Source organism: Geoalkalibacter sp. (assembly GCF_030604225.1).
Classification (GTDB): domain Bacteria; phylum Desulfobacterota; class Desulfuromonadia; order Desulfuromonadales; family Geoalkalibacteraceae; genus Geoalkalibacter.
Genome location: NZ_JAUVWH010000029.1, coordinates 1 through 24609 on the forward strand (window position 1 = coordinate 1; position 24609 = coordinate 24609).

Below are 24609 nucleotides of genomic sequence, written 5' to 3' on the forward strand. Positions count from 1 at the left end.
CTGATTCGTAATCAGCAGGTCGAGGGTTCGAGTCCCTTGGGTGGCTCCACGAAAATAGAAGGACTTGGCAGGCTTGCCAGGTCCTTTTTTCGTTGGGCTTGCAGGCCCAATGTTCATCCAAATCTTATGTTCATCTTTTTTGCAGTTTGTCAATTTCTTGTTTCTTGCCTGGGTCGATCTCAATCTCAAAGACCCGCGGCCAGTATTTTCCCGTCACGAAAATGCGATTGGTTTTGGCATCGTAGGCGATGCCGTTGAGTTCGGCGGTGCGCGCGGTACGCAACTCCGCCGGCAGCAGTCCGGTTAAATCGAGCCAGGCGCGCACCCGCCCGTCCTCGGGCGAAATGATGGCGATGCGGTCCGTCAGCCAGACATTGGCCCAAATCTCGCCGCGGATGTATTCCAGTTCATTGAGGCGCCGCACTGGCCGACCGGCGTCGTGGACGGCGAGGCGCCGCAGGACCTGATAGCTCCGGGGGTCGAGAAAACTCAGCTCCGCGCTGCCGTCGCTCAGGATCAATGAGGTGCCGTCGTGAGTCAGGCCCCATCCTTCACCGGCCAGGGCGAAGGTTTCCACTAGGGAAAAATCATCAAGGGAATAAACCAGGCCGACCCGATTTTTCCAGGTCAGCTGCACCAGGCGCCCTTCCCAGAGGGTCAATCCCTCGCCGAAATAGGCATCCGGCAGGGATAGGCGGGCCAGCACCTGGCCGGTTAGCGGCGCGACCCGGCGCAGGCTGCTGGCGCCGTGCTTGCCGGTGCTCTCGTAAAAATAGCCCTCATGGTAGAGCAACCCCTGGGTAAAGGCCTGGGAATCGTGGGGATAGGCGGCCACCACCCGCGCCTGGTAGACAGGGGCGGCGTGCTGCCCGCCCAAGGCCGGCGGCGACCAGCCCGCGAAAAGCGTCAGGAGCAAGACCGAAAGGATTTCGGCACCGCGAAGCAGCTTCATCTTTTCTCCGTTGTCACGTATGCTTTTCGGATTGGACAGCGACAGATCCCCAGGGAGCCCCGCCATGAAAGAGCATCCCGGCGCCGCCGGCCCGCGAAAAAACCAGTTCGCCAGCGACAATTACGCGGGCATCTGCCCGCAAGCCTGGCAAGCCATGGCCGAGGCCAATCAGGGCTATGCCAACGCCTACGGCGACGACCCCTGGACGGCCCGCGCCTGCGATCTGCTGCGCGAGTTCTTCGAAACCGACTGCCAGGTGTTCTTCGTCTTCAACGGCACGGCGGCCAATTCCCTGGGCCTGGCGGCACTCTGTCATTCCTACCACAGTGTTATCTGCCATGAAAGCTCCCATGTGGAGACCGACGAATGCGGCGCCGCGGAGTTTTTCTCCAACGGCACCAAGATCCTGCTGGTCTCGGGCGCGGACGGCAAGGTCGATCTGAACGCCGTGGAGCATTGCGTCAGGCGGCGCAGCGATATTCACTATCCCAAACCCAAGGTGCTCTCCATCACCCAGGCCACCGAGTTGGGCACCGTCTATTCCCTAGAGGAATTGCGCGCCGTGGGCGACCAAGCACGCCGCCTGGGACTGCGCCTGCACATGGACGGCGCGCGCTTCGCCAACGCCCTGGCCGCCCTCGGCGTCAGGCCGGCGGATCTCTCCTGGCGGGCGGGGGTGGATGTACTGACCCTCGGCGGGACGAAAAACGGCATGGCGGTGGGCGAGGCGGTGATTTTCTTCAACCGCGAGCCGGCCGACGAATTCGACTATCGCTGCAAGCAGGCCGGGCAGCTGGCCTCGAAGATGCGCTTTCTCGCCGCGCCCTGGATCGGCCTACTGGAAAGCGGCGCCTACGTGCGCAACGCCGCCCACGCCAATCGTTGCGCCGCGCTGCTCGAAAAGCAGCTGCGGCAGACGCCGGGGGTCGCCATCACCCACCCGCGCCAGGCCAATGCCGTCTTTGTCAGCATGCCGCCCCTGCTGATCGAACAGCTCAAGCAGCGGGGCTGGCATTTCTACACCTTCATCGGCTCGGGGCACGCACGCTTCATGTGTTCCTGGCGCACCACGGACGCGGACATCGCGGCCCTGGCGGCCGATCTGCGGGACCTTGGCCACCCGCACGGCGCCAGCGCGCCCTGACCTCGCCCCAGGAGCTCAACCTTGGATCTCAAACGCCTCGAAGTCTTCTGCCGCATCGTCGACACCAAGAGCTTCACCCGCGCCGGCGAGATGCTGCGCCTATCCCAACCGACGGTGAGCGAACACATGCGCCACCTGGAGGAGCTGCTCGGCGAAAAACTCCTCGACCGGCTGGGGCGCGAGGCGCAACCCACCCCGGCGGGACGCATTCTCTATCAATACGCCCAGCGCATGTTGCGTCTCAGGGACGAAGCCGGCCAGGCGCTCGAACAGTTTCGCGGCCAGGTTTCCGGGCATCTGCGCCTGGGTGCCAGCACCATTCCCGGCGCCTACCTGCTGCCACAGCGAATCGCGGCGCTCAAGCAGGACTTTCCCGCCATCCAGTTCAGCCTGCAGATTTCGGGCACCAGCCACATTTTGCGCCAATTGCTGCAGGGCGACCTGGAACTGGCCCTGATCGGGGCGCCGGCGCGCGACCCGCGCCTGGAATGGCGCGAGGTCTTTCAGGATGAAATCGTGCTGGTCGCGGCCCCGCATCACCCCCTGGCGCGCCGCGCCTCCCTGTGCCTCGCGGATCTCAACGAGGCCGAATTCCTGCTGCGCGAACGCGAATCGGGCACCCGCAGCGTGACCGTTCAGGCGCTGCGCGAGCAGGGCTTCGACCTGGAAAAAGGGCGGGTGGTCGCCGAACTCGGCAGCGGCGAAGCCATCCGCGAAAGCGTCAAGGCGAATATCGGCCTGGCCTTTCTCTCCTCCCTGGCCGTCGCCGAGGAGGTCCGGCGCGGCACCCTGGCCATCCTGCCCCTCGCCGATTTTTCCCTGCGCCGGCCCTTTTTCCTGGTGCATCGGCGCAACCGCCGGCTGAGCCCGCCGGCCGAAGTGTTCGCCGTGCGCCTCGCCGCCGATGCCGCCATTGCAAATTAGCCCGGATTGTGCTACCCAGGCGCTGCAACGATTCCCGCGAGACTGGAGTCCCATGACCCAACGCATGATTCTCATCCATTCGCCCTATTTTTTTTCCGAGGAGCGGATCAAGACCGTCGCCGACTGGGCGGCGGTGTTCGGCAACGACCATCCCCTGTCCCTGGAAATCGGCTGCGGCACCGGCCATTTCATCGTCGAGCGCGCCCGCGCCAATCCGGACCGCAACTACCTGGCCATCGACATTTTCAACCGCGGCTGCGACAAGACCTGCCGCAAGCTCGAGGAGGAGGGTCTTGCCAACGTGCGCGTGGCGCGCGCCGAGGCGCGCCATTTTCTCACCCATTACCTGACCCCGGCGAGCCTGGACGAAATTTTCATCAACTGCCCCGATCCCTGGCCGAAAAAGCGCCACCGCCGCAGACGCCTGGTCAACGCCGAATTCCTGCGCCTGGCAAGCGCCATCCTGCGCCCCGCGGGGGCCTTCTATTTCAGCTCCGACGTGGCTGACTACGCCGAGGAAGTCGCGCGGCTGCTCGAGGACAGTCCGGATTACCAGCGCGCGGCGCAGGCGCCGGTGATGGCCGATTTGCCCGACTATCCGCGCTCGAAATACATGCTGCGCGCCCTCGACCAGGGCGAGCCCATGCATTTTGTCCACTATCGCCGTTTGGCGCGGCCGCCGGCCTTGGCCGCCCCGCCCCTGCAAGCCGGCTTTCGCATGAACTGGGCGGCGGCCTCTCCGTGACCGCCCACCCTTACCTCAGCAACCATTTTCCCGGCACCGGCGGGCGCATCAAGGAAACTCCCGAGGATTTCATCGTCGAGGAGCTGCCCCTGTACCTGCCCTGCGGGTCCGGCGAACACCTCTACCTGGAAATCGAGAAAGAAGGGCTGACCACCCTGGAGCTGCTGCGCCGCCTCGCCCGCGCCTTCGACCTGCGCGAGCGCGACCTGGGCTATGCCGGACTCAAGGATGCCCGCGCCCGCACCCGCCAATGGGTGTCCCTGCCGGGCGTGCGCCGGGAACAGCTCGAGGGCCGGCAGATCCCCGGAGCGCGCGTGCTGCGCGCCGACTACCACCGCAACAAGCTGCGCCTCGGCCACCTGGCCGGCAATCATTTTCGCATTCGCGTGCGCGAGGTGCCCGCCGAGGCGCTGGAAACGGCCCGCGACGTGCTCCATGTCCTGGAGCAGGTCGGCGTGCCCAATTTCTTCGGCGTCCAGCGCTACGGCGCCCTACACAACAGCCATCTCATCGGGCGAGCCCTGCTCGCCGGCGACTTCGCCGAGGCGGCGCGGCAGATCATCGGCGACCCCGAAATGATTCGCGAACCGCGCTGGCAGCAGGCGGCGCGCTGCTTTCGCGACGGCGATCTGGCCGCAACCCTGGCCAGCCTGCCCGGCAGTCACGCCGATGAGCGGCGCCTGGTGAGCGCCCTGCATGCCGGGCGCGATGCCCGCGCGGCGGTGCTGGCCTTTCCCCGCCGCAAGCTGCGCCTGTTTCTCTCCGCCTGCCAATCCTGGCTGTTCGATCGCTTGGTGGCCATGCGCCTGGCCAGCCTCGATTCGCTCTGGCCCGGTGATCTCGCCTACCTGCACGGCAAGGGCGCCTGCTTCGCCGTGGAAGACGCGGCGAAAGAGCAACCCCGCGCCGAGCGCTTCGAGATCAGTCCCACGGGTCCGCTGTATGGCGTCAAGGTGCGCCTCGCCGGCGGCCAGGCGGGTCTGCTCGAGGAAAGTCTCCTCGCTTCGACGGGCCTGAGCCTGGAGTCCTTTCGCCTGCCGGACGGCTTGACCATGGAGGGGGAGCGGCGCCCCCTGCGCGTGCCCCTGGGACAACCTAGCGCCACCCACGCCGACGGCGTCCTGCACGTCGAATTTTCCCTGCCGCGCGGCAGCTACGCCACCAGCGTGCTGCGCGAGTTGATGAAAACCGAGGATCCGGCGGCGCCGGACGGCGACGCCGCCGAGACACAGACCCTTTAAGACGCTTCTCAGCGCGCGGCGCTTATGCTAAGGTTTCTCTCATCGTAATACCGGCCGCCCCTTGTCGCGGGCGCCCCTGGAGGATCGTCCATGAGCAGCCGTCCCCCGCAATCCGACCCGCCCGCCGAGGATTACCGGATCAATTTTTTTCGGCCGCGCCCCGGCTACATGCGCCAAAAAGTCATCTACATCTGGGTGCTGCTCACCAGTTGGGCGCTCTTTACCTTCGGCTTTCAGCTGCTGCTGGCCTGGACCGCCGGCACCCCTCAGGGCGAGGGACCCCTCACCGAGATCACCTTCTTCGGTTTTCCCCTGCATTTCTGGTACACCGGCCACTTCCTCATCGTTTGGTTCATCGTGCTGTGCTTTCTGTTCAACACCTTCGTTGACCGCCTGACCCGCGCTTTCCGGCCGCGCAAGTAGGAGTCGCCATGCTCGCAGAGGGGTTTAAAATCAGCCCGGCGCTGATTCTCTTTTTCACCCTGGCGGTGTTTGTCCTCGCCGGCCTCTTCAGTCGGGTGCGCGGGGGCACGGAATACTATCCCGTCGCCGGCGCGCGCACCGGCATTGTCGGAGCGGGCGCCGCCATCGCCTCCAACTGGATGAGCGCCGCCTCGCTGCTCGGCATCGCCGGCATTTTCTACCTGCAGGGCTATTTCGCCCTGGCCTATGTCATCGGCTGGACGGGCGGCTACGTGCTGCTGCTCATCCTGCTCGCCGGTCAGTTGCGGCGCTTCGGCAAGTTCACCGCCCCCGAATTCGTCGGCGAGCGTTACGATTCCGCCGCGGCGCGGCTGCTTTCGGCGATCATCGCCATCATCATTTCCCTGATCTACTGCGTCGCCCAGTACAAGGGCATCGGCCTGATCTTCTCCTGGATCTTCGGCTTCGACTATACCGAGTCGCTGCTGCTCGGCGCGGTGGTGGTCATGGGCTACATCGTGCTCGCCGGCACCCTGGGCGCCACGCGCAACCAGCAGTTGCACTACGCGGTGCTCATCGTCTTTTTCATCGTGCCGCTGATGTTCATCGCCCGCGAGCTGAACTTCTTCTGGGTTCTGCCCCAGTTCGGCTACGGCACCGCCCTGCGCGAACTGCACGGCCACACCCGCGGCCTCTTTACCCAGCCCTTCGCCCACGCCGATGTTTTTCAGTGGTGCGCCCTGGCTTTTACCCTGATGGTCGGCACCGCCGGCCTGCCCCATGTGCTGGCGCGCTTCTATACCGCGCCCAACCTGCGCGATGCCCGCTGGAGCGTGCTCTGGGGGATTTTCTTCATCGGCCTGCTCTACTGGAGCGCGCCGGCCTACGCCATCTTCGCCAAGATCTGGCAGGCGCGCCGCGGCATCGTGCCGGATCTGGAAACCGCCCGCGAGAGCGCCGACATGATCGTGCTGCTGGCGAGCGACTGGGCGGGAATGCCCCTGTGGCTCACCGGCATCGCCGCCACCGCGGCCATCGCCGCCGCCTTTTCCACCGTCACCGGGCTGCTCATCACCGGCGCCGGCGCCTTTTCCTACGACATCTATTACCGCCTGCTCAACCCCCAGGCCAGCCAGAGCCAGTGCGTGCGGGTCGCCAAAGGGGCAACCCTGGCCATGGCGATTCTCGTGGTGCTGCTCGCCGCCAACCCGCCGGGACTGATCGCCGAGATCACCGCCGTGGCCTTCGCCTTGGCCGGCAACACCCTGTTTCCCGTCTTCGTTCTGGGCATCTGGTGGGACCGTACCAACAAGTACGGCGCCATCGCGGGCATGCTGACCGGCATCAGCGTGACCTTTTCCGCCTTTTTCCTGCCGCAGATCTTCCCGGCGCTGCAAGGGGTGCTGCACCCGACGTCCTCGGCGCTGCTGGGCGTGCCCCTGGTGTTCGTCGTGATGATCGGCGTGTCCCTGGTGACACCGCCGCCGCCGGAGAGCATTCGGCGTTATCTGGTGGAAAAGGTGCACACGCCCTGAATGGCGCGACGCGCCCGGGGTGGCGGCGCGAACCTGCCCGGGCGCCGGGGATTGGCTGCTCCCCATGGAGGGGCAAACATACGCGGATTTAAAATGGTGTTTTACGATTTTCGGGACATCGGATGAAGCTGGTTCTCTCGGCAGGCAGCCTGCATACCCTGCCCCTGGCCAAGGTTTGCGAACTGGCCAGGGATACCGGCTTCGACGGCGTGGAAGTCATCATCAACCATGACTTCCAGTATCAGGACAACCTTGCCTATGTGCGCGACCTGCAGCAGATCCTGCCCATCGCCTCGCTGCACGCGCCTTTTTTCGAACTCGACGGCTGGGGCAATAAGATCCAGCAGCTCACCCGCACCACCGAACTGGCCCTCAATGCCGGCATTCCCCTCATCAATTTTCACCCCCCCGCCTGGATCGCCTTCGAGTGGCGTTTCTGGCGCTGGCTGAAAAACATCAAGGACTTCCAGACGCAGGTCGGTCACAACCAGGTCATCATCACCATGGAGAACATGCCCTGCACCGGCGCGTTCAAGACCAACCCCTATTACCTCGGCCAGACCCGCAAGATGATCGACTTTCTCCAGCGCCACAACCTGTTCCTGACCTTCGACACCGCGCACATGGGCACCTCCAAGGCCAATTTCCTGCATGACTTCCATCTCTTTTACGACTCGGGCATGATGCGCAACATCCACTTTTCCGATTACGGCTACGGCAAGGAGCACCTCTTGCCCGGCCACGGCATCCTGCCCCTGACCCGCTTTCTCAATCACCTGCGCGAAACCGCTTACAACGAGGCCCTGGTGCTGGAACTCTCGCCGCAGGAATTTCCCCAAGAAGAAGAGCTGATTCGCGAAAGCCTCGCGGAAATTTTTTTCTACCTCTGCCAGGAAACACGGCACCACGTGCCTCTGCCGGGCGAGGACGGAAGAGCAAGGGAAGAAAATCAGGGGGGAATCGGGGAGGCGCTACGGGAAGGGCAGTGGGGCGTCTAACGCACGATGTACACCGAACAGCGGGCATGCAGCGCCACCTTGGTGGACACGCTGCCCAGCAGGGCGCGCCGCACGCGGCCCGCGCCCGAGGATCCGATGACGATCACCGCAATCTCTTCCTGCTCGGCAAACGCCAGGATTTCCTCGGCGGCGTCACCATAGACCACGACATTCTCCACGCTGACGCCGGCTTCCGCGGCGACTTTTTCCACCACGAAAAAAATGCGTTTGCGCTGCTCTTCCCAGCCGGGACGCTCCGTCGGCGGCGGCGAAGGCATGAAGTCGGTGAAGGACGGGGCGCGGGTGCCGGGCAGCACGAGAATGGCGTAGATCTTACTGCGAAAGCGGGTGCCGGAAGCGAGGGCCAACCGCACGGCTTCCTCGGCGGCCTTGTCGGATTGGGGCGAGCCGTCGATGGCGACCAGGATTTTTTTGCTGAGATTGAGCATGGGCTCCCCCGAAGCAAGGCGCAACAACCTCCTCAAGGTAGCCAAGCCCTTGGGCAAAGTCAACCGTCGCCGGTGCTTTTCCCTAGGAAAGTTTTAACACCGGCTTGTGTTGACTTTTATAAAACATCATTTTATTATCTTGACTGCCTTGGCCTTAAAGACGGACATTTCCACGCAAATTCTGTTTGTGCGGAAGCGAATTCCCCTCTTTTCCAGGCCTTACCGCTTGACATATGGTCTATATTCTCTAAGATGGTAAACCTTGTATCCCGTCGTGCAATAGATTCGCGAAAAGGATCTCGACCTCCATGGCCAGAAAAGAGAAATCTGAATATATTATCCAGGCGGTTTCCCACGCCCTCGACTTGCTTGAGCAATTTCATGACGATGTCGACGAGTTGGGCGTCACGGAACTGAGCAAAAGGCTCAAGCTGCACAAGAACAACGTCTTTCGTCTGCTCGCGACCCTCGAATCGCGCGGCTACATCGAGCAGAACAAGGCCACGGAAAACTACCGCCTCGGCCTCAAGGCCCTCGAATTGGGGCAAACCTTCATCAAGCAGATGGGTCTGCTGCGCCAGGCCAAGCCGATCCTGGAAAAAATCGTCGAGCGCTGCAACGAAACCGCCTATGTGGCCATCTTCAAGGAAGGCTACATCGTCTATCTCGACGTGGTCGAAACCAACCTGACGGTGCGCGTGGTGTCGCGCGTCGGCTCGCGCATGCCGGCCTACTGCACCGCCGCCGGCAAGGTGCATCTGGCGTTCATGTCCGATGAGGAAATCGACAGTCTGTTGCCGGCGCGCACCCTCAAGAGCTTCACCGCCAACACCATCACCGACCGCGAGGTGCTGCACAAGCAACTGCGCGAGGTGGCGGCCAAGGGCTACGCCCTGGATGACGAGGAACTGGATCTGGGCGTGCGTTGCGTGGCCGCGCCGATTCGCGACTACACCCGGCGCATCGTCGGCGCCATCAGCGTTTCGGGGCCGAGCATGCGCATCGACGACAAGCGCATCGAGGAGGAAATCGTGCCGCTGGTTATTGAAGCCGCCGAGGAATTGTCGAACCGCCTGGGCTTTCACAAGTAAGCCGGCATGTTCGCCCGAACGGACGAATGAAACGCGCCCCCTGCCCAAGGGGGCGTTTTTTTTCGGGGAAAGACGCCTTCCAGAATGCAGACCCTGCTCGATGCCGAAATCGCCCGGGCCCGCGCCGAGGGCTGCCGCCACGAGGAAAACCTGCCTTTCCTTCTGGGCGGCGGGCGGACGCAGGAGGCGGTGCTGCTGGTGCATGGCTTTACCGGCTCGCCCTGGGAAATGAAACCCCTCGGCGCCTACCTGGCCGGGCGCGGCTACCTGGTCTACGGCCTGCGTCTGCCCGGCCACGGCACCAGTCCCGAGGATCTTGCCGGCAAGCGCCTGGAGGACTGGCTGGCCGCCGTTCTGCACGGACTGCGGAGTCTCGCGGCGCAGGGTTATCAGGTTGCGGCCGTGGGCCAAAGCACCGGCGCCCTCTTGCTGCTGCGGGCCGCCTTGGAGCACCCCTTGGCGGGCTTGGTGCTGCTTTCGCCCTTTTTGCGCCTGCGTCACCGCCTGGCCCCGGCGGCGGGACTGCTGCGCTTCATCAAGCCCTTTCAGAATCGGACCCTGACGCCGCAGAATCTGCCCTTTTATTACGAGCGCCGCCCGGTGGCGGGGGTCTACCAGATCAATCGCCTCACCCGCCATCTGCGCTCGCGCCTGCGCCAGGTGCAGACACCGACCCTAGTGGTCAGCGCCCAGGGCGATCAAACGGTCCTGATCCCCAGCGCCATGGAGCTCTTTGAGCATCTCGGCAGCCCGCACAAGGAATTTCATCTGTTCGGCCCAGAGGCTCCCCACGTCCTCACCACCGCCGACAACCCCCGCCAGCCCGAAACCTTCACCCTGGCGGCGAGTTTTCTGGCGGGCCTGCGCCGGTCATAGCCCCGCCCAACTCGGCAAAGAGCGCGCGCACCCGCGCCTCGGTTTCATGCGGCGTTCCAGAGTTATCAATCACGTAATCGGCACGGGCGAGCTTTTCCTCCTGCGAGAGTTGCGCCGCGATTCGTCGCCGGGCATCCTCCTCATTCAGGCCGTCGCGGGCCATCAGTCGCGCCAATTGCAAATCCGGGCGAATCTTGACCACCAGCACCTTGTCGACCCGCCCTTCGGCGCCCGCCTCGAAAAGCAGCGGCGCCTCATAGATCACCAGGGGAGCGCCGGTGCCGCGCAGCGGCCCCAGGCGTTCCTCGGCCAGGCGGGCGATGGCCGGATGGGTGATGGCATTGAGGGCGCGCCGACTGCCTTCGTCGCCAAAAATCCGGGCGCCCAGGGCGCCGCGATCAAGGCTGCCGTCGGCGGCAAGGATGTCCGCGCCGAAGCGTGCCACCAGTTGCTCCAGCACCGGCGAGCCCGGCTTGACGATCTCCCGCGCTAGTTCATCGGCACTCACCACGCGGGCGCCGAGGCGACGAAACATCGCCGTGACGCTGCTTTTCCCCGAAGCGATTCCGCCCGTCACTCCCAGTACCATGGCCGTCCATCCCTTCCCCAGGGCCAAGCTTCCATATCGGCAGGGCCCTGTCAACAGCTTTTTCCCGTGTGATATACTTGGGTTATCCGTGGCCGCCAAACAACCTCCCCGACGGAGTTGCCCATGGGCGATACCCTGGTTCGCATGGTCTTGGACAACGCGCGCAAGTGGGCCGACCAGCCCGCCATGATGCACAAGGTGCAAGGCGTCTATCGCAGCCTGAGCTGGCGGGAACTCGGCACGGAAATCAGCCTTTACGGCCGGGCGCTGCTGGCCCTTGGCCTCACGCCGGGCGAGCGGGTCGCCATCATGGCGCCCAACTCTCCGCGCTGGGCCTTCGCCGACCTCGGCGCCATGGCCTGCGGCGGGGTGACGGTGCCGGTCTACCACACCGAGAGTACCGCCGCCATCCTCCACATTCTCAAGGATTCCGGCAGCCGCATTCTCTTTCTTCAATCGCGGCGCATGGCGCTGGAGCTGCTCAAGCGGCGCGCCGAACTGCCCGAACTGCGGCACGTGATTTTCCTCGAGGACGAGGCCCGGCAACCCGAGGTTCTCGGCCTGAGGGATTTTCTCGACGGCGCCGCGTCCGTGCCCGCCGCGCAACTGGACCATGCCCTGCGCGCCGCCGACGAGGAAGACCTGGCCACGCTGATCTACACCTCGGGAACGACCGGAACGCCCAAGGGCGTGATGCTCAGTCACAGCAACATCCTCGCCAACGTCGGCGACGTGGCGCGGCTTTTTCCCATCGGGCCGGGCGATGTCTGCCTCTCCTTCCTGCCGCTCTCCCATGTGTTCGAGCGGGTCGACGGCTATTATTTCATGCTGCATCGCGGCGTCACCATCGCCTATGCCGAAGGCATCGAGGCCGTGCCGGTCAACATCGCCGAGGTCCGGCCGACCCTGATGATCAGCGTGCCGCGCCTCTACGAAAAAATGTTCGCCCGCATCATGGAGCGGGTGCTGTCCGGATCCTGGCTGCGCAAACAGATTTTCTTCGGCGCCCTGCGGGTCGGACGCGCCGGTGCCCGTCTGCGCCTCGTGGGCGAGCAACCGGGCGGGGCGCTGTCCCTGCTGCTCAAACTCGCGGACCACGCGGTTTTCGCCAAGCTGCGCGCCCACCTCGGCGGGCGCCTGCGCTTCTTCGTAGCGGGCGGCGCCCCCTTGAGCGTGGATATCGCGGAATTTTTCCTCGCCGCGCAGATCGACATTTACGAAGGCTACGGCCTCACCGAATCGGCCGGCGGCATCGCCGTCAACACCCCGCAAGCACGGCGTCTCGGCACAGTGGGCCGCCCCTTTGCCGGCATCGAGGTGCGCCTGGCCGAGGACGGCGAAATCCTGCTGCGCGGCGCGGGTATCTGCCGAGGCTACTGGCAGCGCCCCGAGGAGACCGCCGAGGCCTTCGCCGGCGACTGGTTCCGGACCGGGGACATGGGGGAGATGGACGCCGACGGCTTTCTCCGGATCGTCGACCGCAAGAAAGATCTCATCGTCACCGCCGGCGGCGAGAACATCGCGCCGCAGAACATCGAAAACCTTCTCAAAACGGACAAGTTCATCGCCAATGCCATGGTCCATGGCGATCGCAAGCCCTTTCTGACCGCCTTGCTGGTGCCCAACCTGGACAACCTGGAAAAGTTCGCGCGCGACGCGCGCATCGATTTCCTCGACCACTGCGACCTGGTCAATCATCCGCGGGTTCTCGCCCTGATTCGGGATCGCGTCGACCAACTGCAGCAGGGCATGACCTCGTTCCAGCGCATCAAGCGCTTCACCCTGCTGTCCCAGGATTTTGCCAAGGATGAAATCACCCCGACCATGAAACTCAAGCGCAAGGTCATTACCGAGCATTTTCAGGACATCCTCGAAGGCATGTACGCCGCCAAGGATCACGGCATCCACGACGCCGGTTTCTGCATGGTGGAAACCACGGAAAACGGCGACTAGCGCCCTGACTTTACAAAGCTCCCGCCTGCGGTTATCTTTGCCGAGGGAGATGCATTTCACACCTGTCGCATGCACGCCGGAAAGGATTGTCCTTGCCCGTGAGCCTTCCTCTTGACCAGTCATCCCTTCTGGAAGAAGCCCTGCGCGGCCTGGGCGTGCTCATCAAGGCGGTGCATCTCTATCCGGCCGGCCATCCCGCCCGTCACCAGGCCGTCAATGCCGGCGCGGCGCGCTTTACCCAGTTGATCGGTGACGCCGAGCATCTCTCCCTGAGCATCCGCAAGGATCGCTTCGAGCATCAGGGGCAGCCCATCGCCCCGGCCAATCCCGCGCTGAAAAAACTCGCGCAGCAGCTTTTTGCGCGCCGCGTGCAGGAGTTGATGATCCTGCCGGATCTCACCGCCGCGGAGTTGGAAAACTGGGCCGCCCGCATCGCCCTGGACGCCGACGAAATCGCCCGCCGCGGGGGCCTGGCCAAGCTCATGCGCGAGGCGGGCATCGGCACCCTGTGGATCAACGAATCGGATTTTTCCCGCATTCTCCAGCAGCGGCGCTCCCTGGAAGAGGAAAAATCCGCGCTCCCCCGCGAGGATCGCGACGCGCCGACCGCCACGCCCGCGCCCGAAGGTGGGTTGGTCATGGAACAAACCCCCTTTGGCCTGCCGGAATTCGTCATGCCTGAGGAGCTGGCCGCGCCGGCGCCGCCTCAACCCCCGCAGCCGACATCCGCCGAGGACATTCTGGCGCGTCTGGAAACCGAAACGGTGGACGAAACCTACCGCCTGCTGCTGCGCGAACTGGTCGACAGGCTCTGGCAGATCAACCGGGCCACGGAGTTCCCCCGCCTCAGCGCCATCCTGCGGCGCCTGGCACGCTCCTGTCGCGACGCGCGGCTCAGCGAGACTCGCCGCGACGCCTGCCGGCGTGCCCTGGAGGACGTTCTGGACGAGGATCTGCTGCAAAGCCTGACGGAGGAGATCTGCGATCCGCGCGCCGCCCCGGAGAACGTGCGCGAGGTACAGAAATTGCTTAGACTCACGGGCGAACGGGCGGTTGACATCCTCGCCGCGCGCCTGTGCGTGGAACCAGAAGCCCATGCGCGAAAAATCCTCGCCCAGACCCTGGTTTATTTTGAAAGCCTGGCCTTGCCGGCCATGCTGCGCCTGCTCAAGGACGAGCGCTGGTATGTGGTGCGCAACGCCCTGGCGATCATCGGCGAGCTCCGCGATACGGACCGGGTCGGTCATTTGACGGTCTTTCTCGGTCATCCCGATGTCCGCGTGCGCCGCGAGGCGATTCGCGGCTTGACGCGCATCGGCAGCCCGGAAGCCCTCGACGTGCTGCTGGTGGCGGTGGAGGAAGGCGACAGCGACCTGCAGCAGCAGGCCCTGATGTTTCTTGGCGCTTTGCGCCAGCGCGCCGCCCTGCCGCACCTGCTGCGCCTGGTGGAAGCAGCCGACCCCTGGCTGCGTAACGCGGAGTTGACGCGGGGCGCGGTGCGCGCCCTGGGGGAAATCGGCGACGCGGAGGCGGTTCCGGCGTTGATCGCCCTGCTGAATCGGCGCAAGATATTGCGCCGCCGACGCTTCCAGGATATTCAGGAGGAGGCGGCCTTGGCGTTGGCGCGCATCGGCACCGACGAGGCCCTCGCGGCCCTGGCCGCGGCCGGCAGGCAGAAGCGGGGGCGGGTGGCCCGCACCGCCGGTCGGGTTCTTCAGGAAAGGCTTGAGATCGAATCCCGTGAATATTGACCTGATGAAAAAATTCGTGCAGACCCTGGCCGGAGCCGCGCAGAGTCTGCGCCTCTATCCGCGCTCGCACCCCCTGGTGAGTCGCCAGACGGATCTGTGCGCCCAGCATCTGAGCGAACTTCTCGTGGATCGCACAAGTCTGCGCCTCGGCCTGGCCGACGGGGTGCTGTTCTGCGAGGACTATCTGTTCAACGAGAGCAACCCCGCCCTGGCGGAAATGGCGCGCCTGCTGCAAGCGCTCAAGCTCGAAGGGCTGGAACTGCGGGCCGGAGCCGGACCCAGGGAAATCGAGGAATTCCTGGTCCTGGCCCATGAGGGCGGCTGGCAGGCCGCCGGTCTGGAGCAGGCACTGGCCGAACGCGGCATCCGCCATGTCCTGCCCCTGCGCAAACCGTCCACCCAGGAACCGCCGCGCGCCGTCTTCCGCCACGCCCTGGCCGTCGCCGAGCACATCTGTCAGGAGGTGGTCCTGGGGCGCACCCCGTCCACGACGGAGGCGGGCACGGCGGTGCGCGGCATGGTCGAATCGACCCTGGGCAACCCCAACGCCCTCTTCGCCCTGACCCTCATCAAGGATTACGACAACTACACCTTCCAGCACTCGGTGAACGTCGCGGTAATCGCCATTGCCGTGGGCCGCGCCTGCGAGGTTGCGGAGGAAGACCTGCACATTCTCGGCATGGGCGGCCTACTTCACGACCTGGGCAAGCTCAAGGTCGACATCGGCATCATCAACAAGCCCGGCCGTCTGACTCACGAGGAATTCGAGGAGATCAAAAAGCATCCCGAGCACGGCGCGCAACTGGTCGCGCGCATGCAGAGCATTCCCCCCCAGGTGGTCGACATCGTGCGCGGCCATCATCTGCACTACAATCGCCGGGGCTATCCGGGCGATCTGATCGGGCGCCCCCTCTCGCCCCTGGTGGACATGGCGGCCATCGCCGACTCCTTCGATGCCATGACCACCCTGCGCGCCTACCGCCGCCCGGTGAGTCCCCGCCAGGCCGGCCGGGAAATGCGCCGCGTCGCCGGCACCCTGCTTCACCCCGACTTCCTCGATCGCTTCCTCGCCTTTCTCGGCCCCTATCCCGTCGGCACCGCCGTGCGCCTGGCGGGCGGCGAAATCGCCCTGGTGATTTCGGTGGGCAGCGTCGCGCGCCAGGATCTGGGGCTCAGGGTGCTCTATGATCGCGCCGGGCAAAAACTGGCCGTGCCCCAGGAGCGGGAACTCGCCGCGACCGATCTCGACCAAGTCGTCGGCGAGGTCGATCCCTTTCTCCTCGGTATCGATCTGGAGGAACATCTCGCCCAATAAAAACGCCGACGTTGGCCGCCGGCGCTCATTTCCCCTTTTTCATCCACCGCTGCCCGTCAACCCGGGGCGCCGGCCTCCAGCCGCCCCAGGGCGGTCGCGGCAGCGCTGCGCACGGCGGGACGGCCATCGCGCAGCAGGGCGAGCAGGTATTTCTCGCCTTCGGCGGCGCCTAGATTTCCCAGGGAGCGCGCCGCCGCCTCGACCACGCCGCTGTCCCCGTCCTTGAGCACCGCCGCCAGATAAGGCACCAGGCGTGGGTCGCGAAACCGTCCCAGGGCCTCGGCGGCGTACATGCGAACCGCCGCTTCGCCGTCGCGCAGGCGCTTGACCAGTTCGGGCAAGGCCTTGGCGTCGTCCCGACTGCCCAACACTTGCACCGCGGTGGCGCGCACATCGGCATCGGCATCACCCAGGGCCGCGAGCAGGGCGTCGAGCACCCCTGGCGCCCGCACCCCTTCGAGGGCAAAGAGACAATGGATGCGCCGACCGCGATCCGGGGCGGCGAGACCGCCGACCAAGGTTTCCAGATGCAACAGCGGCTCCAGGGCCTCCAGGGCGGCCGCGGCGGCGGCGCGCACCTGCGCATCCTCATCGCTCAACAGCGCGTGCAGCGCCTGGCGTCGCTTCTCCAGCATGGTTGCCGCACCCTCACTCAAAGAAAAGATAATGGGGATGGGCGCCGAGAAACTCCAGGCACTCGTCGAGGGTTCCCTGGAATTCAATGATTTCCCAGCGCTCCTGGTTGCGGAAGGACTCCATGCGCCAGAGCCCCTGGGCGGCAGCGGGGATCAGCCGCACGAACAGCTCGTCGCCCCGCGCCAGGTGGATTTCCTCCCCCTCCCGGCTGATCCGGCACCCGGCCAGACGCGGATCCGCGCCCAGCTTGTCACGTACCTGCTCCAGCAGCGCCTTGTCCATGCTCACACCTCCCGTAGCGATGGCCTTGCCCTAACCCGGAATGATTTCGTACTGCTCCTGATGAAACACCGGGCGCGCGTTGATGGTGATCTCCTTGTGGTAGCGCCGCTCCAGTTCCTCGATGCCCTGGCGCTCGTCGTCGTAGAGAATCGCTGCCACGTCGGGATGCACCACCAGGGTGATCTTGTCGCTGGTCAGCTCCTTCATCTCGCGGCGCAGCTCGCGAAAAATTTCGTAGGCCAGGGTGGCGCGGCTCTTGACGTAGCCCTTGCCCTCGCAATAGGGGCAGGACTCGCACAGGGTGCGGCCGATGCTCTCGCGCACCCTCTGGCGGGTCATCTCCACCAGGCCGAGCTCGGAAATCTTGAGGATGTTGCTCTTGCTCTTGTCGTTCTTGAGGGCTTCGAGCAGCGCCTGATGCACCTTGTCGCGGTGCGGTTCCTTCTCCATGTCGATGAAATCGATGATGATGAGCCCGCCGATGTTGCGCAGACGCAGCTGAAACGCGATCTCCTTGACCGCTTCGAGGTTGGTCTTGAGGATGGTATCCTCGAGGTTGTGCTTGCCGACGAAGCGTCCGGTGTTGACATCGACGGCGGTGAGCGCCTCGGTCTGCTCGATGATGATGTAGCCGCCGCTCTTGAGCCACACCTTGCGCCCCAGGGCGCGGGCGATCTCCACCTCCAGGCCGAAGGCGTCGAAGATCGGCTCGTCGTCCTCGTAGAGTTCCATGGAGTACTTGAGCTTGGGCATGAAGGTGCCGATGAAGCGCTCGATCTTGGCGTACTCGTCGCGCGAATCGACGACGATGCGCCGCACGTCCTCGGTGAGAATGTCGCGCACCACCTTGCAGATGACGTCGAGCTCGGAATGGATCAGGCTCGGGGCGCCGCGCCCCTCCTTGCGCCGGGTCACGTCCTGCCAGAGGTTGAGGAGAAACTCCATGTCGAGGCGCAGATCCTCCTCGCTCTTGCCTTCGGCGGCGGTGCGCACGATAAAGCCCGAACCGGCGGGACGTATGCCCTCGACGATGGCGCGCAGGCGATCCTTTTCCTCCTCGCTCTCGATGCGCCGCGAGATGCCCACGTGATCGACGGTGGGCATGTAAACCAGGTTGCGCCCCGGCAGGGAGATATGCGAGGTGATGCGCGCGCCCTTGGTGCCCAGGGGCTCCTTGGCCACCTGCACGAGAATTTCCTGACCTTCCTTGAGCAGATCCTCGATGGGCGGCAGCACCCGCGCCTCGACATCGGCCTCCTCGCCCGCCCCCGGCGGGCCATGGCTGCCGCCGTCGATGAACTTTTCGACGGCCTCGACCTCGTCAAACACGTCGGCCACGTAGAGAAACGCCGCCTTTTCCAGGCCGATGTCGACAAACGCCGCCTGCATGCCGGGCAGGACGCGAATCACCCGCCCCTTGTAGATGTTGCCCACGATCCCCCGTTCACGGGAGCGCTCGATGTAGAGTTCGGCGATGTGGCCGTTCTCCAGCAGCGCCACCCGGGTCTCCTGGGAGGTGGTGTTGATGACCAGTTCCTTGGCCATGGGATCTCCTTCCAAACACAAAAATATCCAAAATTCCTCAGGAATCGAAAAATCTTCACGGTCCGTCCGGGGCCGGGCGCAAGCGCACGCCGATCTTGCAGGCGGGCAGTTCCCGCACCTGGGTTTCGTCGCGCTCCAGCAGATAGGCCACCACGGGCAAGGGGCTACCCTGGCGCAGGTCCAGCAGCAGCCAACCGTCCTCCACCCAGGCATCGACCACGCCGGGACGCAGGTCGACGGCAACGGAACGGCCTTTTTTCAGGCGCTGGGCCGGCACCTCGGGCGCGGCCAGGAACGCGGCGATGCGCGCCTCCACATCGGCGGACGCACCCGCCGGCAGCGCGAAGCGATAAACGGTGCTTTCAATACTAGCGGATGGCGCGACGCCGCGCCAGTCCAGAAGCGCCGCCTCACGCACTCGGAAGCCGTCGGGCAGGCAGGCGTTGAGGGCGCTCAGGGCGTCCTGCGCGCCGCAGAGCTGGGCGAGATCGAGATCGATGATTTCCGCCTCGCTCTCCATGCCGTGGGGCAAGGCCTCGCTGAAGGAAATGCGCGGATGGGGATGAAACCCCTGGGTATGGCGCACCGGCAGCCCGGCGCGGCGCACCGCGCGGTGAAACAGGCTCATGAATTCCAGATGACCGATGAAGCGCCCCTTGCCGGTCTTGGCAAGCCGCAGACGCAACCGGCAGCGCTGTTCCTCGGCGGGCGCGGCCTCAAGCGCCGGTGCGGGCAGCTCGGCCAGATTACGCGGGTCGCACAGGCGCAGGCGCAGTTCCTCAAAATCGCAGATGCCGCACCCCGAGCACTGCCCCGCGCGGCAATCGGGGGTCGCCGCCCCGGCCAGGGCCAATTCGCGCTCCCGCAAAAAGAACGCCTTGGGAATGCCGCAGTCAATATGATCCCAGGGCAGCACTTCGCCGGGATCGCGCGCACGCAGGTACCAGGACGGCTCCAGCCCGCAATCGGCGAAGGCCTGCTGCCAGCGGGCGAAATCGAAGCAGTCGTTCCAGCCGTCAAAGCGACAGCCGAGGTCCACGGCGGCCTCGATGACTTTGCCCAGGCGCCGGTCGCCGCGCGCGAACACCCCTTCGAGAAAGGACATCTCGGCGGCGTGCCACTTCATGCGCAGCTTTTTCGCGCGCAGCCCCTCGCGCAGCAACTCCTGACGGCGGCGGGTTTCGGCGATGCCGATCTGCGCCTCCCATTGAAAGGGGGTATGCGCCTTGGGCACGAAGGTCGACACGGAGACATTGACATCGGCGCCGCCCTGGGTGCCCTTGCCGCTTTTCTTGACGCGCGTCGCCAGGTCGATGATGGCGTCAAGGTCGGCGGGGGTTTCCGTGGGCAGGCCGATCATGAAATACAGCTTGATCACCCGCCAGCCCAGGCCGAAGGCGATGCGCGTGGTTTCGACCAGATCCTCGGCGCTGATGCCCTTGTTGATCACCTGGCGCAGGCGTTCGCTGCCCGCCTCGGGCGCCAGGGTAAAGCCGGTCTTGCGCACCTTCTGGATCTGCTCCATGAGCTCCGGGGTCAGGGAACCCACCCGCAGGCTGGGTAGGCTCACCGCCACGCGGCTTTCGGCAAAACGGCCCATGAGGTTCTTGAGCAAGGGCTCGATGCAGGCATAGTCGCCGCTGGAGAGGGAGAGTAGGGAGACTTCCTCATGCCCGCCGGCGGCGAGGGCTTGCTCGACGATCTCGAGAATTCGCTCGGGGCTGCGCTCACGCACGGGGCGATAGATGTAGCCCGCCTGGCAGAAGCGGCAGCCGCGCGTGCAACCGCGGGCAATTTCCACCGCCACCCGGTCATGGACGGTGTTCATGGTCGGCACCACCGGCTGGGTGGGGAAAGGCGCGCTGTCCAGATCGGCGAGAAAGCGCCGCCGCACCCGCTCGTACCCGGCGCGCAAGGGACGGATGGCGGCCAGGCGGCCGTCGTCCTGGTAGTCCACGGCGAACAGGCCGGGCACGTAAACCCCCTCGATGGCGGCCAGCCGCTCCAGCAGCGCGGCGCGGCTCTCGCCGGCGGCACGGGCGGCGCGCACCACCTCGCACAGTTCCACCAGCGCCTCCTCGCCGTCGCCGATCAGCGCGCAATCGAAGAAATCCGCCAGGGGCTCGGGATTGTAGGCGCAGGGGCCGCCCACCACCACCAGGGGATGGTGCTCGCCACGCTCGGTGCGCCGGCGCGGAACGCCGCCGCGATCGAGCATCATGAGCAGATTGGTGTAGGAGAGCTCATATTGCAGGGTAAAGCCGAGAATATCGAATTGGGCCAGGGGCCGCTCCGTCTCCAGGGAGCGCAGCGGTTCGCCCGTCGCCAGCAGTTCGGCCTCCAGATCCCCCCAGGGGGCATAGACCCGCTCGGCCGCCAGCCAGGGTCGCTCGTTGAGAATGCGGTAGAGGATGGCAAAGCCGAGGTGGCTCATGCCCACCTCGTAGACGTCGGGGAAGGCCAGGGCGATGGACAACTCGACCTGGGCGGGATCTTTCACGATGCTGCCCACTTCGCCGCCCAGATAGCGCGAGGGCCGCGCGAGGCGGGGCAGAATATCTTCGTAAGCCATGAATTTTCCGAATGAGGGACGCTTTGCGGCGCGGTTGAAACAAAAGAGAAGAAGTTAGCACGACGGACAAGCAACCCTCAACCCCTTTTGCGCCGATTGCTTGCTTTGCGGCAACAAGGCTAGGACCGCCGGCGCCTCTGTGCTAGACTTTGTCTCTCATTTTCAGTCCCTGGCTGGGAGAACCATCTATGCGACCCGATCAAGATATCGAACTGCACCCCGACAACTCCGGCGACAACCCCACCTACGGCATGCCCGACCCGGCCGGAGAGACTTGGGCCATGGCCGCCCATCTGAGCGCCCTGTGCGGCTATCTGCTGCCCTTCGGCCACATTCTCGGCCCTCTCGCCATCTGGCTGTTCAAGGGGCGCGAATTTGCCAAGGTCGACCGTCACGGCAAGGAAGCCCTGAACTTTCAGCTCAGCGTCACCCTCTATCTGCTGGTGTCCATGCTGTTGGCGGTCATCGGCATCGGTGTGTTGCTGATCATCGCCCTGTCCCTGTTCGACCTGGTCATGATCCTCGTCGCCACCATCAAAACCCGCTCCGGCGAGGATTTCCGCTACCCCCTGAGCATCCGCTTCATCAAATAGCCCCCAGGACTCCGGGTCGCGCGGGGGCGGCAAGGCATGAGGATTGCATTAAATTGCGCAAACTTTTATGACTTCATTGCCGCGCGTCGTGCCCCAGAGTCTTCGATCATGAGCGAAACCCACTACCTGCTGGTCTCCCGCACCCTGGCGGAGACGGAAGAAATGCGCGCGCTGCTGCCGCGTCTCGCCGAGCAGTTTCGCCTCGACGCCTTCACCGCCCGCCAGCGCCTGCTCGGCCGGGGCACGGCGCTTCTCGCCCAGGGGGCGCGCAAGCAGCTGGAAAAACTGGCCGCCCTGGTGACCCAGCACGGCATCGCCGCGCAACTGATTCACCCCACGCCGCCGCGTTTCGCTCCGACGCGCGTGCGGCGCCTGCAAATTCGTCAGGATTTCCTGGAGTTCTCCACGCCCGCCGCGCCCCTGCGCCTGGAACGGGGCGCGCGGGTGCTGGCCATTCTGGCGGATCTCTCCGGGCAAGCGATTCAGAAGAATCTGCGGCGGCTCATGGTGCAAAACACCTATCAGGGGGCGGCGGCCGTCACGCCCCTGAGCGACGAGGAACTGCTGCGGGTGGTGCTGCGCGCCCAACCGGTGCTCGACCTCTATCTCATCGACGACGCGCAGGGGGTGCAAACGGCCCTGCGCCTAATGAGCGGCGGCTTTGATCCCAGCGGCCTGGAAGAGCGCGCCGGACCGAGCACCGTCGGCAACATGGAGCAATTGATCGCCCTGGTGCGCGAGTACGCCGGCGAATTCACCCTTCATTGCGACTTCGGCCTGGCGCTGCTGCCCGGCTGCCAGGTGCGCAAGTCCGAAAACGGCGAGGATGTGCACGAGGCCAACCTGGCGGCCCTGACCCGCTTCGGCTGGCTGATGAGCGACCGCGTGCTACAGCGCCCCATGCCGGAGATCGCCCAGGCCCACGGACTGCCCATTCCGCCCGGGTTGGATATCCTGCGCGCGGAGATCGCCGCCCAGGATTCGCCCGTGGCGGAACAACCCCCGACCGGCGCAATCCTGCCGCCGCCCCCGGCGGCAATCCCGTCGCGACGGCGCTGGGGCCGGCGCCACATCTTCAGCGGCAGCGCCGTCGCCGGCGCGGCCTTGGCGGTGCTGTTCTCCGGGGACGGGCGGCTGGTACACCTGGTGGTGCACGAGGGCATGCGCACCGGCCTGCTGCCGGCGGCGGTCAGTGCCGGCCTGTTCAGCGGCGCTTTTTACTGCCTGCGCGTCAAACGCCTCATCGAAAACACTCCCACCAGCCGCATCCGCTCCCTGGCCATGGGCATGGTGGAACTCAACGGTCAGGCGCGCCGCAAGTACGCCCTGGTCTCCCCGGCCACCCAGACCGCCTGCGTCTGGTATCGGCTGCGGCGTTATCGGCGCAACGAAAAATCCGCCTGGCAACTGACCAGCGAGAGCGACAGCGGCGCGGTGCCCTTTTTCCTTGACGACGGCACCGGCAATGTCACCGTTGATCCGCAAGGCGCGCGGATCAAACCCACCGTCAAGCACGAGGGCTTTCCCGGCCAGGAGGGGTTGCTGGTGCGCTCCCTTGGCAGCGGCGAAACCAACGAAAAGTGGGTGGAGGAGTTGATTCACGAAGGTGCATATCTCTATGTGCTGGGTTCGGCGCGCCCCTATCGGGAGCAGAGCCTGAGCCTCGCCGAACGCACCCGCGAAGCGCTGCGCGAGCTCAAGCTCGACCCCAAGGCCCTGGAGAAATACGATCGCAACGGCGACGGCCGCATCGACGCCGAGGAATGGGACCTGGCCCGCGCCGCCGTGGAAGAACAGACCCTGCGCGAGCATCTGCACCGGCGCGAAAGTGCCGCGCCCGGCACCACCTCGGTGGTGATCGGCCGCAGTTGCAGCCACACCCGGCCCTTCATCATCGCCCAGACCCAATCCGAAGCGCATCTGACCCGGGGCTATGCCTGGACGATGACGGCCTTATTCGCCGCCGCTTTAGCTGCGGCTGTTTGGGCAATGACTTCTTGGCTTGGTTGACGGGGATGGACAGGATAAGCAGGATGAACAAACATGAGCATGGGTTTTATCCTGCCTATCCTGTCCGTCCCTGTGTGTTCAGATTTTTAGAATTTTTCCAGCTTTTCAACACGAAAGGACAAAACCCATGACCCTCTGGATCGTTCTCGGCGTGATCGCCCTCATTACGGCGGCCCTGGCACTGTTCGTCATCGTCGTCTACAACGGCTTCATCAGCATGAAGAACAACATCGACAAGGCCTGGAGCAATATCGACGTGCTGCTCAAGCAGCGCTTTGACGAACTGCCCAAGCTCATCAAGGTGTGCGAGGGCTACATGCAGCACGAACAGCGCACCCTCGAAGCGGTGATCAAGGCGCGCTCCCAGGTGACCACCGCCGCCGGCGAAGGGCAGAAAATCCAGGCGCAGAACATGCTCACCGACGCCCTGCGCTCCCTGTTCATGGTGGTGGAGCGCTACCCCGAGCTCAAGGCCGACAAGGCCTTTCGCGCCCTGCAGTCCCGCATCACCGAACTCGAGGATCAGATCGCCGACCGCCGCGAGTTCTTCAACGACGCGGTCAACCTCTACAACATCCGCCTCGCCCAGTTCCCCGACGTGCTGGTGGCGCGCCTGTTCAACTTCGCGCGCCGCACCCTGTGGCAGATCGACCCGGCGCATCGCGCGGATGTGCAGGTGAGCTTTCAGGCGCCCTCGGCCTGAACCCTTGCGGAGATGATTAAAGGATTTGCCGCCTCGGCGCGGCATGCTATAAATCAGGTCATCGGCATTTCGCGGATTCTTCCTCCGCAAACTTTCTTCCGAACGAGGCCGACATGGGCGTGCCCTGGGAAGTCACACCGCAAAAAGTTCAGGCTGCCGTGGACCGGATTGTCGAAACGGCCCGCCCGCGCCGGATCATTCTCTTTGGTTCCTATGTGCGGGGACAAATGCACCGGGACAGCGACCTGGACATCCTGGTGATCGCCGACGACCCCGTGGACA

23 protein-coding genes are annotated in these 24609 nt (G+C 64.9%); 16 read left to right on the forward strand and 7 right to left on the reverse strand.

Features of this window, described 5'->3' with window-relative positions:
• Positions 1-130: 130 nt before the first annotated feature.
• Positions 131-952, reverse strand: a complete 822-nt coding sequence (locus QAT43_RS05100) for a glutaminyl-peptide cyclotransferase (protein ID WP_305041967.1) — start codon at positions 950-952, stop codon at positions 131-133.
• Between the two features lie 64 nt (positions 953-1016).
• Here QAT43_RS05100 and QAT43_RS05105 point away from each other — a divergent pair, with 64 nt between their 5' ends.
• The 7 genes from QAT43_RS05105 (at position 1017) to QAT43_RS05135 (ending at position 7962) form a co-directional block, all read left to right on the forward strand.
• Entirely contained in the window at positions 1017-2096 is a 1080-nt protein-coding gene (locus QAT43_RS05105) for a threonine aldolase family protein (protein ID WP_305041968.1), read from the forward strand.
• Between the two features lie 21 nt (positions 2097-2117).
• Positions 2118-3020 (forward strand): selenium metabolism-associated LysR family transcriptional regulator, encoded by a 903-nt coding sequence (locus QAT43_RS05110; protein ID WP_305041969.1) that lies wholly within the window; start codon positions 2118-2120, stop codon positions 3018-3020.
• A 52-nt stretch (positions 3021-3072) separates the two neighbouring features.
• Positions 3073-3765: a tRNA (guanosine(46)-N7)-methyltransferase TrmB gene (gene trmB, locus QAT43_RS05115; RefSeq protein WP_305041970.1), complete on the forward strand. Its 693-nt coding sequence runs from the start codon at positions 3073-3075 to the stop codon at positions 3763-3765.
• A complete protein-coding gene (gene truD, locus QAT43_RS05120; RefSeq protein ID WP_305041971.1) occupies positions 3762-5006 on the forward strand; it encodes a tRNA pseudouridine(13) synthase TruD in 1245 nt (414 codons plus the stop codon). Before trmB ends, truD begins: the two co-directional genes overlap by 4 nt.
• 90 nt (positions 5007-5096) lie before the next feature.
• Positions 5097-5429, forward strand: a complete 333-nt coding sequence (locus QAT43_RS05125; RefSeq protein ID WP_305041972.1) for a DUF4212 domain-containing protein — start codon at positions 5097-5099, stop codon at positions 5427-5429.
• An 8-nt stretch (positions 5430-5437) separates the two neighbouring features.
• Positions 5438-6964, forward strand: a complete 1527-nt coding sequence (locus tag QAT43_RS05130; protein WP_305041973.1) for a VC_2705 family sodium/solute symporter — start codon at positions 5438-5440, stop codon at positions 6962-6964.
• A gap of 122 nt (positions 6965-7086) precedes the next feature.
• The gene (locus QAT43_RS05135; RefSeq protein WP_305041974.1) at positions 7087-7962 is read left to right on the forward strand and encodes a sugar phosphate isomerase/epimerase family protein; all 876 of its coding nucleotides are present in this window, start codon (positions 7087-7089) and stop codon (positions 7960-7962) included.
• On the opposite strand, the gene QAT43_RS05140 is transcribed toward QAT43_RS05135, so the two are convergent.
• On the reverse strand, positions 7959-8411 hold the full coding sequence (locus tag QAT43_RS05140) for a universal stress protein (RefSeq protein ID WP_305041975.1): 453 nt from the start codon (positions 8409-8411) through the stop codon (positions 7959-7961). The genes QAT43_RS05135 and QAT43_RS05140 overlap by 4 nt on opposite strands.
• A 308-nt stretch (positions 8412-8719) precedes the next feature.
• Here QAT43_RS05140 and QAT43_RS05145 point away from each other — a divergent pair, with 308 nt between their 5' ends.
• The gene (locus QAT43_RS05145) at positions 8720-9502 is read left to right on the forward strand and encodes an IclR family transcriptional regulator (protein ID WP_305041976.1); all 783 of its coding nucleotides are present in this window, start codon (positions 8720-8722) and stop codon (positions 9500-9502) included.
• Positions 9503-9586: 84 nt separating this feature from the next.
• A complete protein-coding gene (locus QAT43_RS05150; RefSeq protein ID WP_305041977.1) occupies positions 9587-10378 on the forward strand; it encodes an alpha/beta hydrolase in 792 nt (263 codons plus the stop codon).
• Here QAT43_RS05150 and coaE read toward each other — a convergent pair.
• Positions 10335-10967: a dephospho-CoA kinase gene (gene coaE / locus QAT43_RS05155; RefSeq protein ID WP_305041978.1), complete on the reverse strand. Its 633-nt coding sequence runs from the start codon at positions 10965-10967 to the stop codon at positions 10335-10337. The genes QAT43_RS05150 and coaE overlap by 44 nt on opposite strands.
• A 123-nt stretch (positions 10968-11090) precedes the next feature.
• On the opposite strand from coaE, the gene QAT43_RS05160 reads away from it, so the two are divergent.
• From QAT43_RS05160 to QAT43_RS05170, 3 genes are all read left to right on the forward strand, one after another.
• Positions 11091-12920, forward strand: a complete 1830-nt coding sequence (locus tag QAT43_RS05160) for an AMP-dependent synthetase/ligase (RefSeq protein ID WP_305041979.1) — start codon at positions 11091-11093, stop codon at positions 12918-12920.
• A 98-nt stretch (positions 12921-13018) separates the two neighbouring features.
• Positions 13019-14671: a HEAT repeat domain-containing protein gene (locus QAT43_RS05165; RefSeq protein ID WP_305041980.1), complete on the forward strand. Its 1653-nt coding sequence runs from the start codon at positions 13019-13021 to the stop codon at positions 14669-14671.
• Positions 14661-15986, forward strand: a complete 1326-nt coding sequence (locus QAT43_RS05170) for an HD-GYP domain-containing protein (protein ID WP_305041981.1) — start codon at positions 14661-14663, stop codon at positions 15984-15986. The genes QAT43_RS05165 and QAT43_RS05170 overlap by 11 nt, the downstream gene beginning before the upstream one ends.
• 56 nt (positions 15987-16042) lie before the next feature.
• Here the strand turns inward: QAT43_RS05170 and QAT43_RS05175 are convergent, their stop codons facing one another.
• Genes QAT43_RS05175 through QAT43_RS05190 form a run of 4 tightly spaced genes read right to left on the reverse strand, consistent with a single transcriptional unit; the run spans position 16043 to position 21021 of the window.
• Positions 16043-16621, reverse strand: coding sequence for a HEAT repeat domain-containing protein (locus QAT43_RS05175; RefSeq protein ID WP_305041982.1), 579 nt, complete (start codon positions 16619-16621; stop codon positions 16043-16045).
• Between the two features lie 13 nt (positions 16622-16634).
• The gene (locus QAT43_RS05180) at positions 16635-16904 is read right to left on the reverse strand and encodes a hypothetical protein (protein ID WP_305041983.1); all 270 of its coding nucleotides are present in this window, start codon (positions 16902-16904) and stop codon (positions 16635-16637) included.
• A gap of 30 nt (positions 16905-16934) precedes the next feature.
• Positions 16935-18449, reverse strand: coding sequence for an Rne/Rng family ribonuclease (locus QAT43_RS05185; RefSeq protein WP_305041984.1), 1515 nt, complete (start codon positions 18447-18449; stop codon positions 16935-16937).
• Positions 18450-18504: 55 nt separating this feature from the next.
• Positions 18505-21021 (reverse strand): TIGR03960 family B12-binding radical SAM protein, encoded by a 2517-nt coding sequence (locus QAT43_RS05190; protein ID WP_305041985.1) that lies wholly within the window; start codon positions 21019-21021, stop codon positions 18505-18507.
• 188 nt (positions 21022-21209) lie between these two features.
• On the opposite strand from QAT43_RS05190, the gene QAT43_RS05195 reads away from it, so the two are divergent.
• From QAT43_RS05195 to QAT43_RS14835, 4 genes are all read left to right on the forward strand, one after another.
• A complete protein-coding gene (locus QAT43_RS05195) occupies positions 21210-21614 on the forward strand; it encodes a DUF4870 domain-containing protein (RefSeq protein ID WP_305041986.1) in 405 nt (134 codons plus the stop codon).
• A gap of 108 nt (positions 21615-21722) precedes the next feature.
• Positions 21723-23624, forward strand: a complete 1902-nt coding sequence (locus tag QAT43_RS05200; protein ID WP_305041987.1) for a GIDE domain-containing protein — start codon at positions 21723-21725, stop codon at positions 23622-23624.
• A 127-nt stretch (positions 23625-23751) separates the two neighbouring features.
• The gene (locus QAT43_RS05205) at positions 23752-24327 is read left to right on the forward strand and encodes a LemA family protein (RefSeq protein ID WP_305041988.1); all 576 of its coding nucleotides are present in this window, start codon (positions 23752-23754) and stop codon (positions 24325-24327) included.
• 113 nt (positions 24328-24440) lie between these two features.
• The coding region (locus QAT43_RS14835; RefSeq protein WP_442900209.1) for a nucleotidyltransferase domain-containing protein at positions 24441-24609 on the forward strand (169 nt) is incomplete at its 3' end.

Excerpts from the sequence above, each read along its gene's own strand:
- QAT43_RS05200 (WP_305041987.1), top strand. The coding sequence starts at position 21,723 with ATGAGCGAAACCCACTACCTGCTGGTCTCCCGCACCCTGGCGGAGACG.
- QAT43_RS05140 (WP_305041975.1), bottom strand. The coding sequence starts at position 8,411 with ATGCTCAATCTCAGCAAAAAAATCCTGGTCGCCATCGACGGCTCGCCC.
- coaE (WP_305041978.1), bottom strand. The coding sequence starts at position 10,967 with ATGGTACTGGGAGTGACGGGCGGAATCGCTTCGGGGAAAAGCAGCGTC.
- QAT43_RS05130 (WP_305041973.1), top strand. The coding sequence starts at position 5,438 with ATGCTCGCAGAGGGGTTTAAAATCAGCCCGGCGCTGATTCTCTTTTTC.
- QAT43_RS05160 (WP_305041979.1), top strand. The coding sequence starts at position 11,091 with ATGGGCGATACCCTGGTTCGCATGGTCTTGGACAACGCGCGCAAGTGG.
- QAT43_RS05100 (WP_305041967.1), bottom strand. The coding sequence starts at position 952 with ATGAAGCTGCTTCGCGGTGCCGAAATCCTTTCGGTCTTGCTCCTGACG.
- QAT43_RS05190 (WP_305041985.1), bottom strand. The coding sequence starts at position 21,021 with ATGGCTTACGAAGATATTCTGCCCCGCCTCGCGCGGCCCTCGCGCTAT.
- QAT43_RS05150 (WP_305041977.1), top strand. The coding sequence starts at position 9,587 with ATGCAGACCCTGCTCGATGCCGAAATCGCCCGGGCCCGCGCCGAGGGC.
- QAT43_RS05105 (WP_305041968.1), top strand. The coding sequence starts at position 1,017 with ATGAAAGAGCATCCCGGCGCCGCCGGCCCGCGAAAAAACCAGTTCGCC.
- QAT43_RS05135 (WP_305041974.1), top strand. The coding sequence starts at position 7,087 with ATGAAGCTGGTTCTCTCGGCAGGCAGCCTGCATACCCTGCCCCTGGCC.
- QAT43_RS05185 (WP_305041984.1), bottom strand. The coding sequence starts at position 18,449 with ATGGCCAAGGAACTGGTCATCAACACCACCTCCCAGGAGACCCGGGTG.
- QAT43_RS05145 (WP_305041976.1), top strand. The coding sequence starts at position 8,720 with ATGGCCAGAAAAGAGAAATCTGAATATATTATCCAGGCGGTTTCCCAC.
- QAT43_RS05180 (WP_305041983.1), bottom strand. The coding sequence starts at position 16,904 with ATGGACAAGGCGCTGCTGGAGCAGGTACGTGACAAGCTGGGCGCGGAT.
- QAT43_RS05205 (WP_305041988.1), top strand. The coding sequence starts at position 23,752 with ATGACCCTCTGGATCGTTCTCGGCGTGATCGCCCTCATTACGGCGGCC.
- trmB (WP_305041970.1), top strand. The coding sequence starts at position 3,073 with ATGACCCAACGCATGATTCTCATCCATTCGCCCTATTTTTTTTCCGAG.
- QAT43_RS05195 (WP_305041986.1), top strand. The coding sequence starts at position 21,210 with ATGCGACCCGATCAAGATATCGAACTGCACCCCGACAACTCCGGCGAC.
- QAT43_RS05125 (WP_305041972.1), top strand. The coding sequence starts at position 5,097 with ATGAGCAGCCGTCCCCCGCAATCCGACCCGCCCGCCGAGGATTACCGG.
- QAT43_RS05175 (WP_305041982.1), bottom strand. The coding sequence starts at position 16,621 with ATGCTGGAGAAGCGACGCCAGGCGCTGCACGCGCTGTTGAGCGATGAG.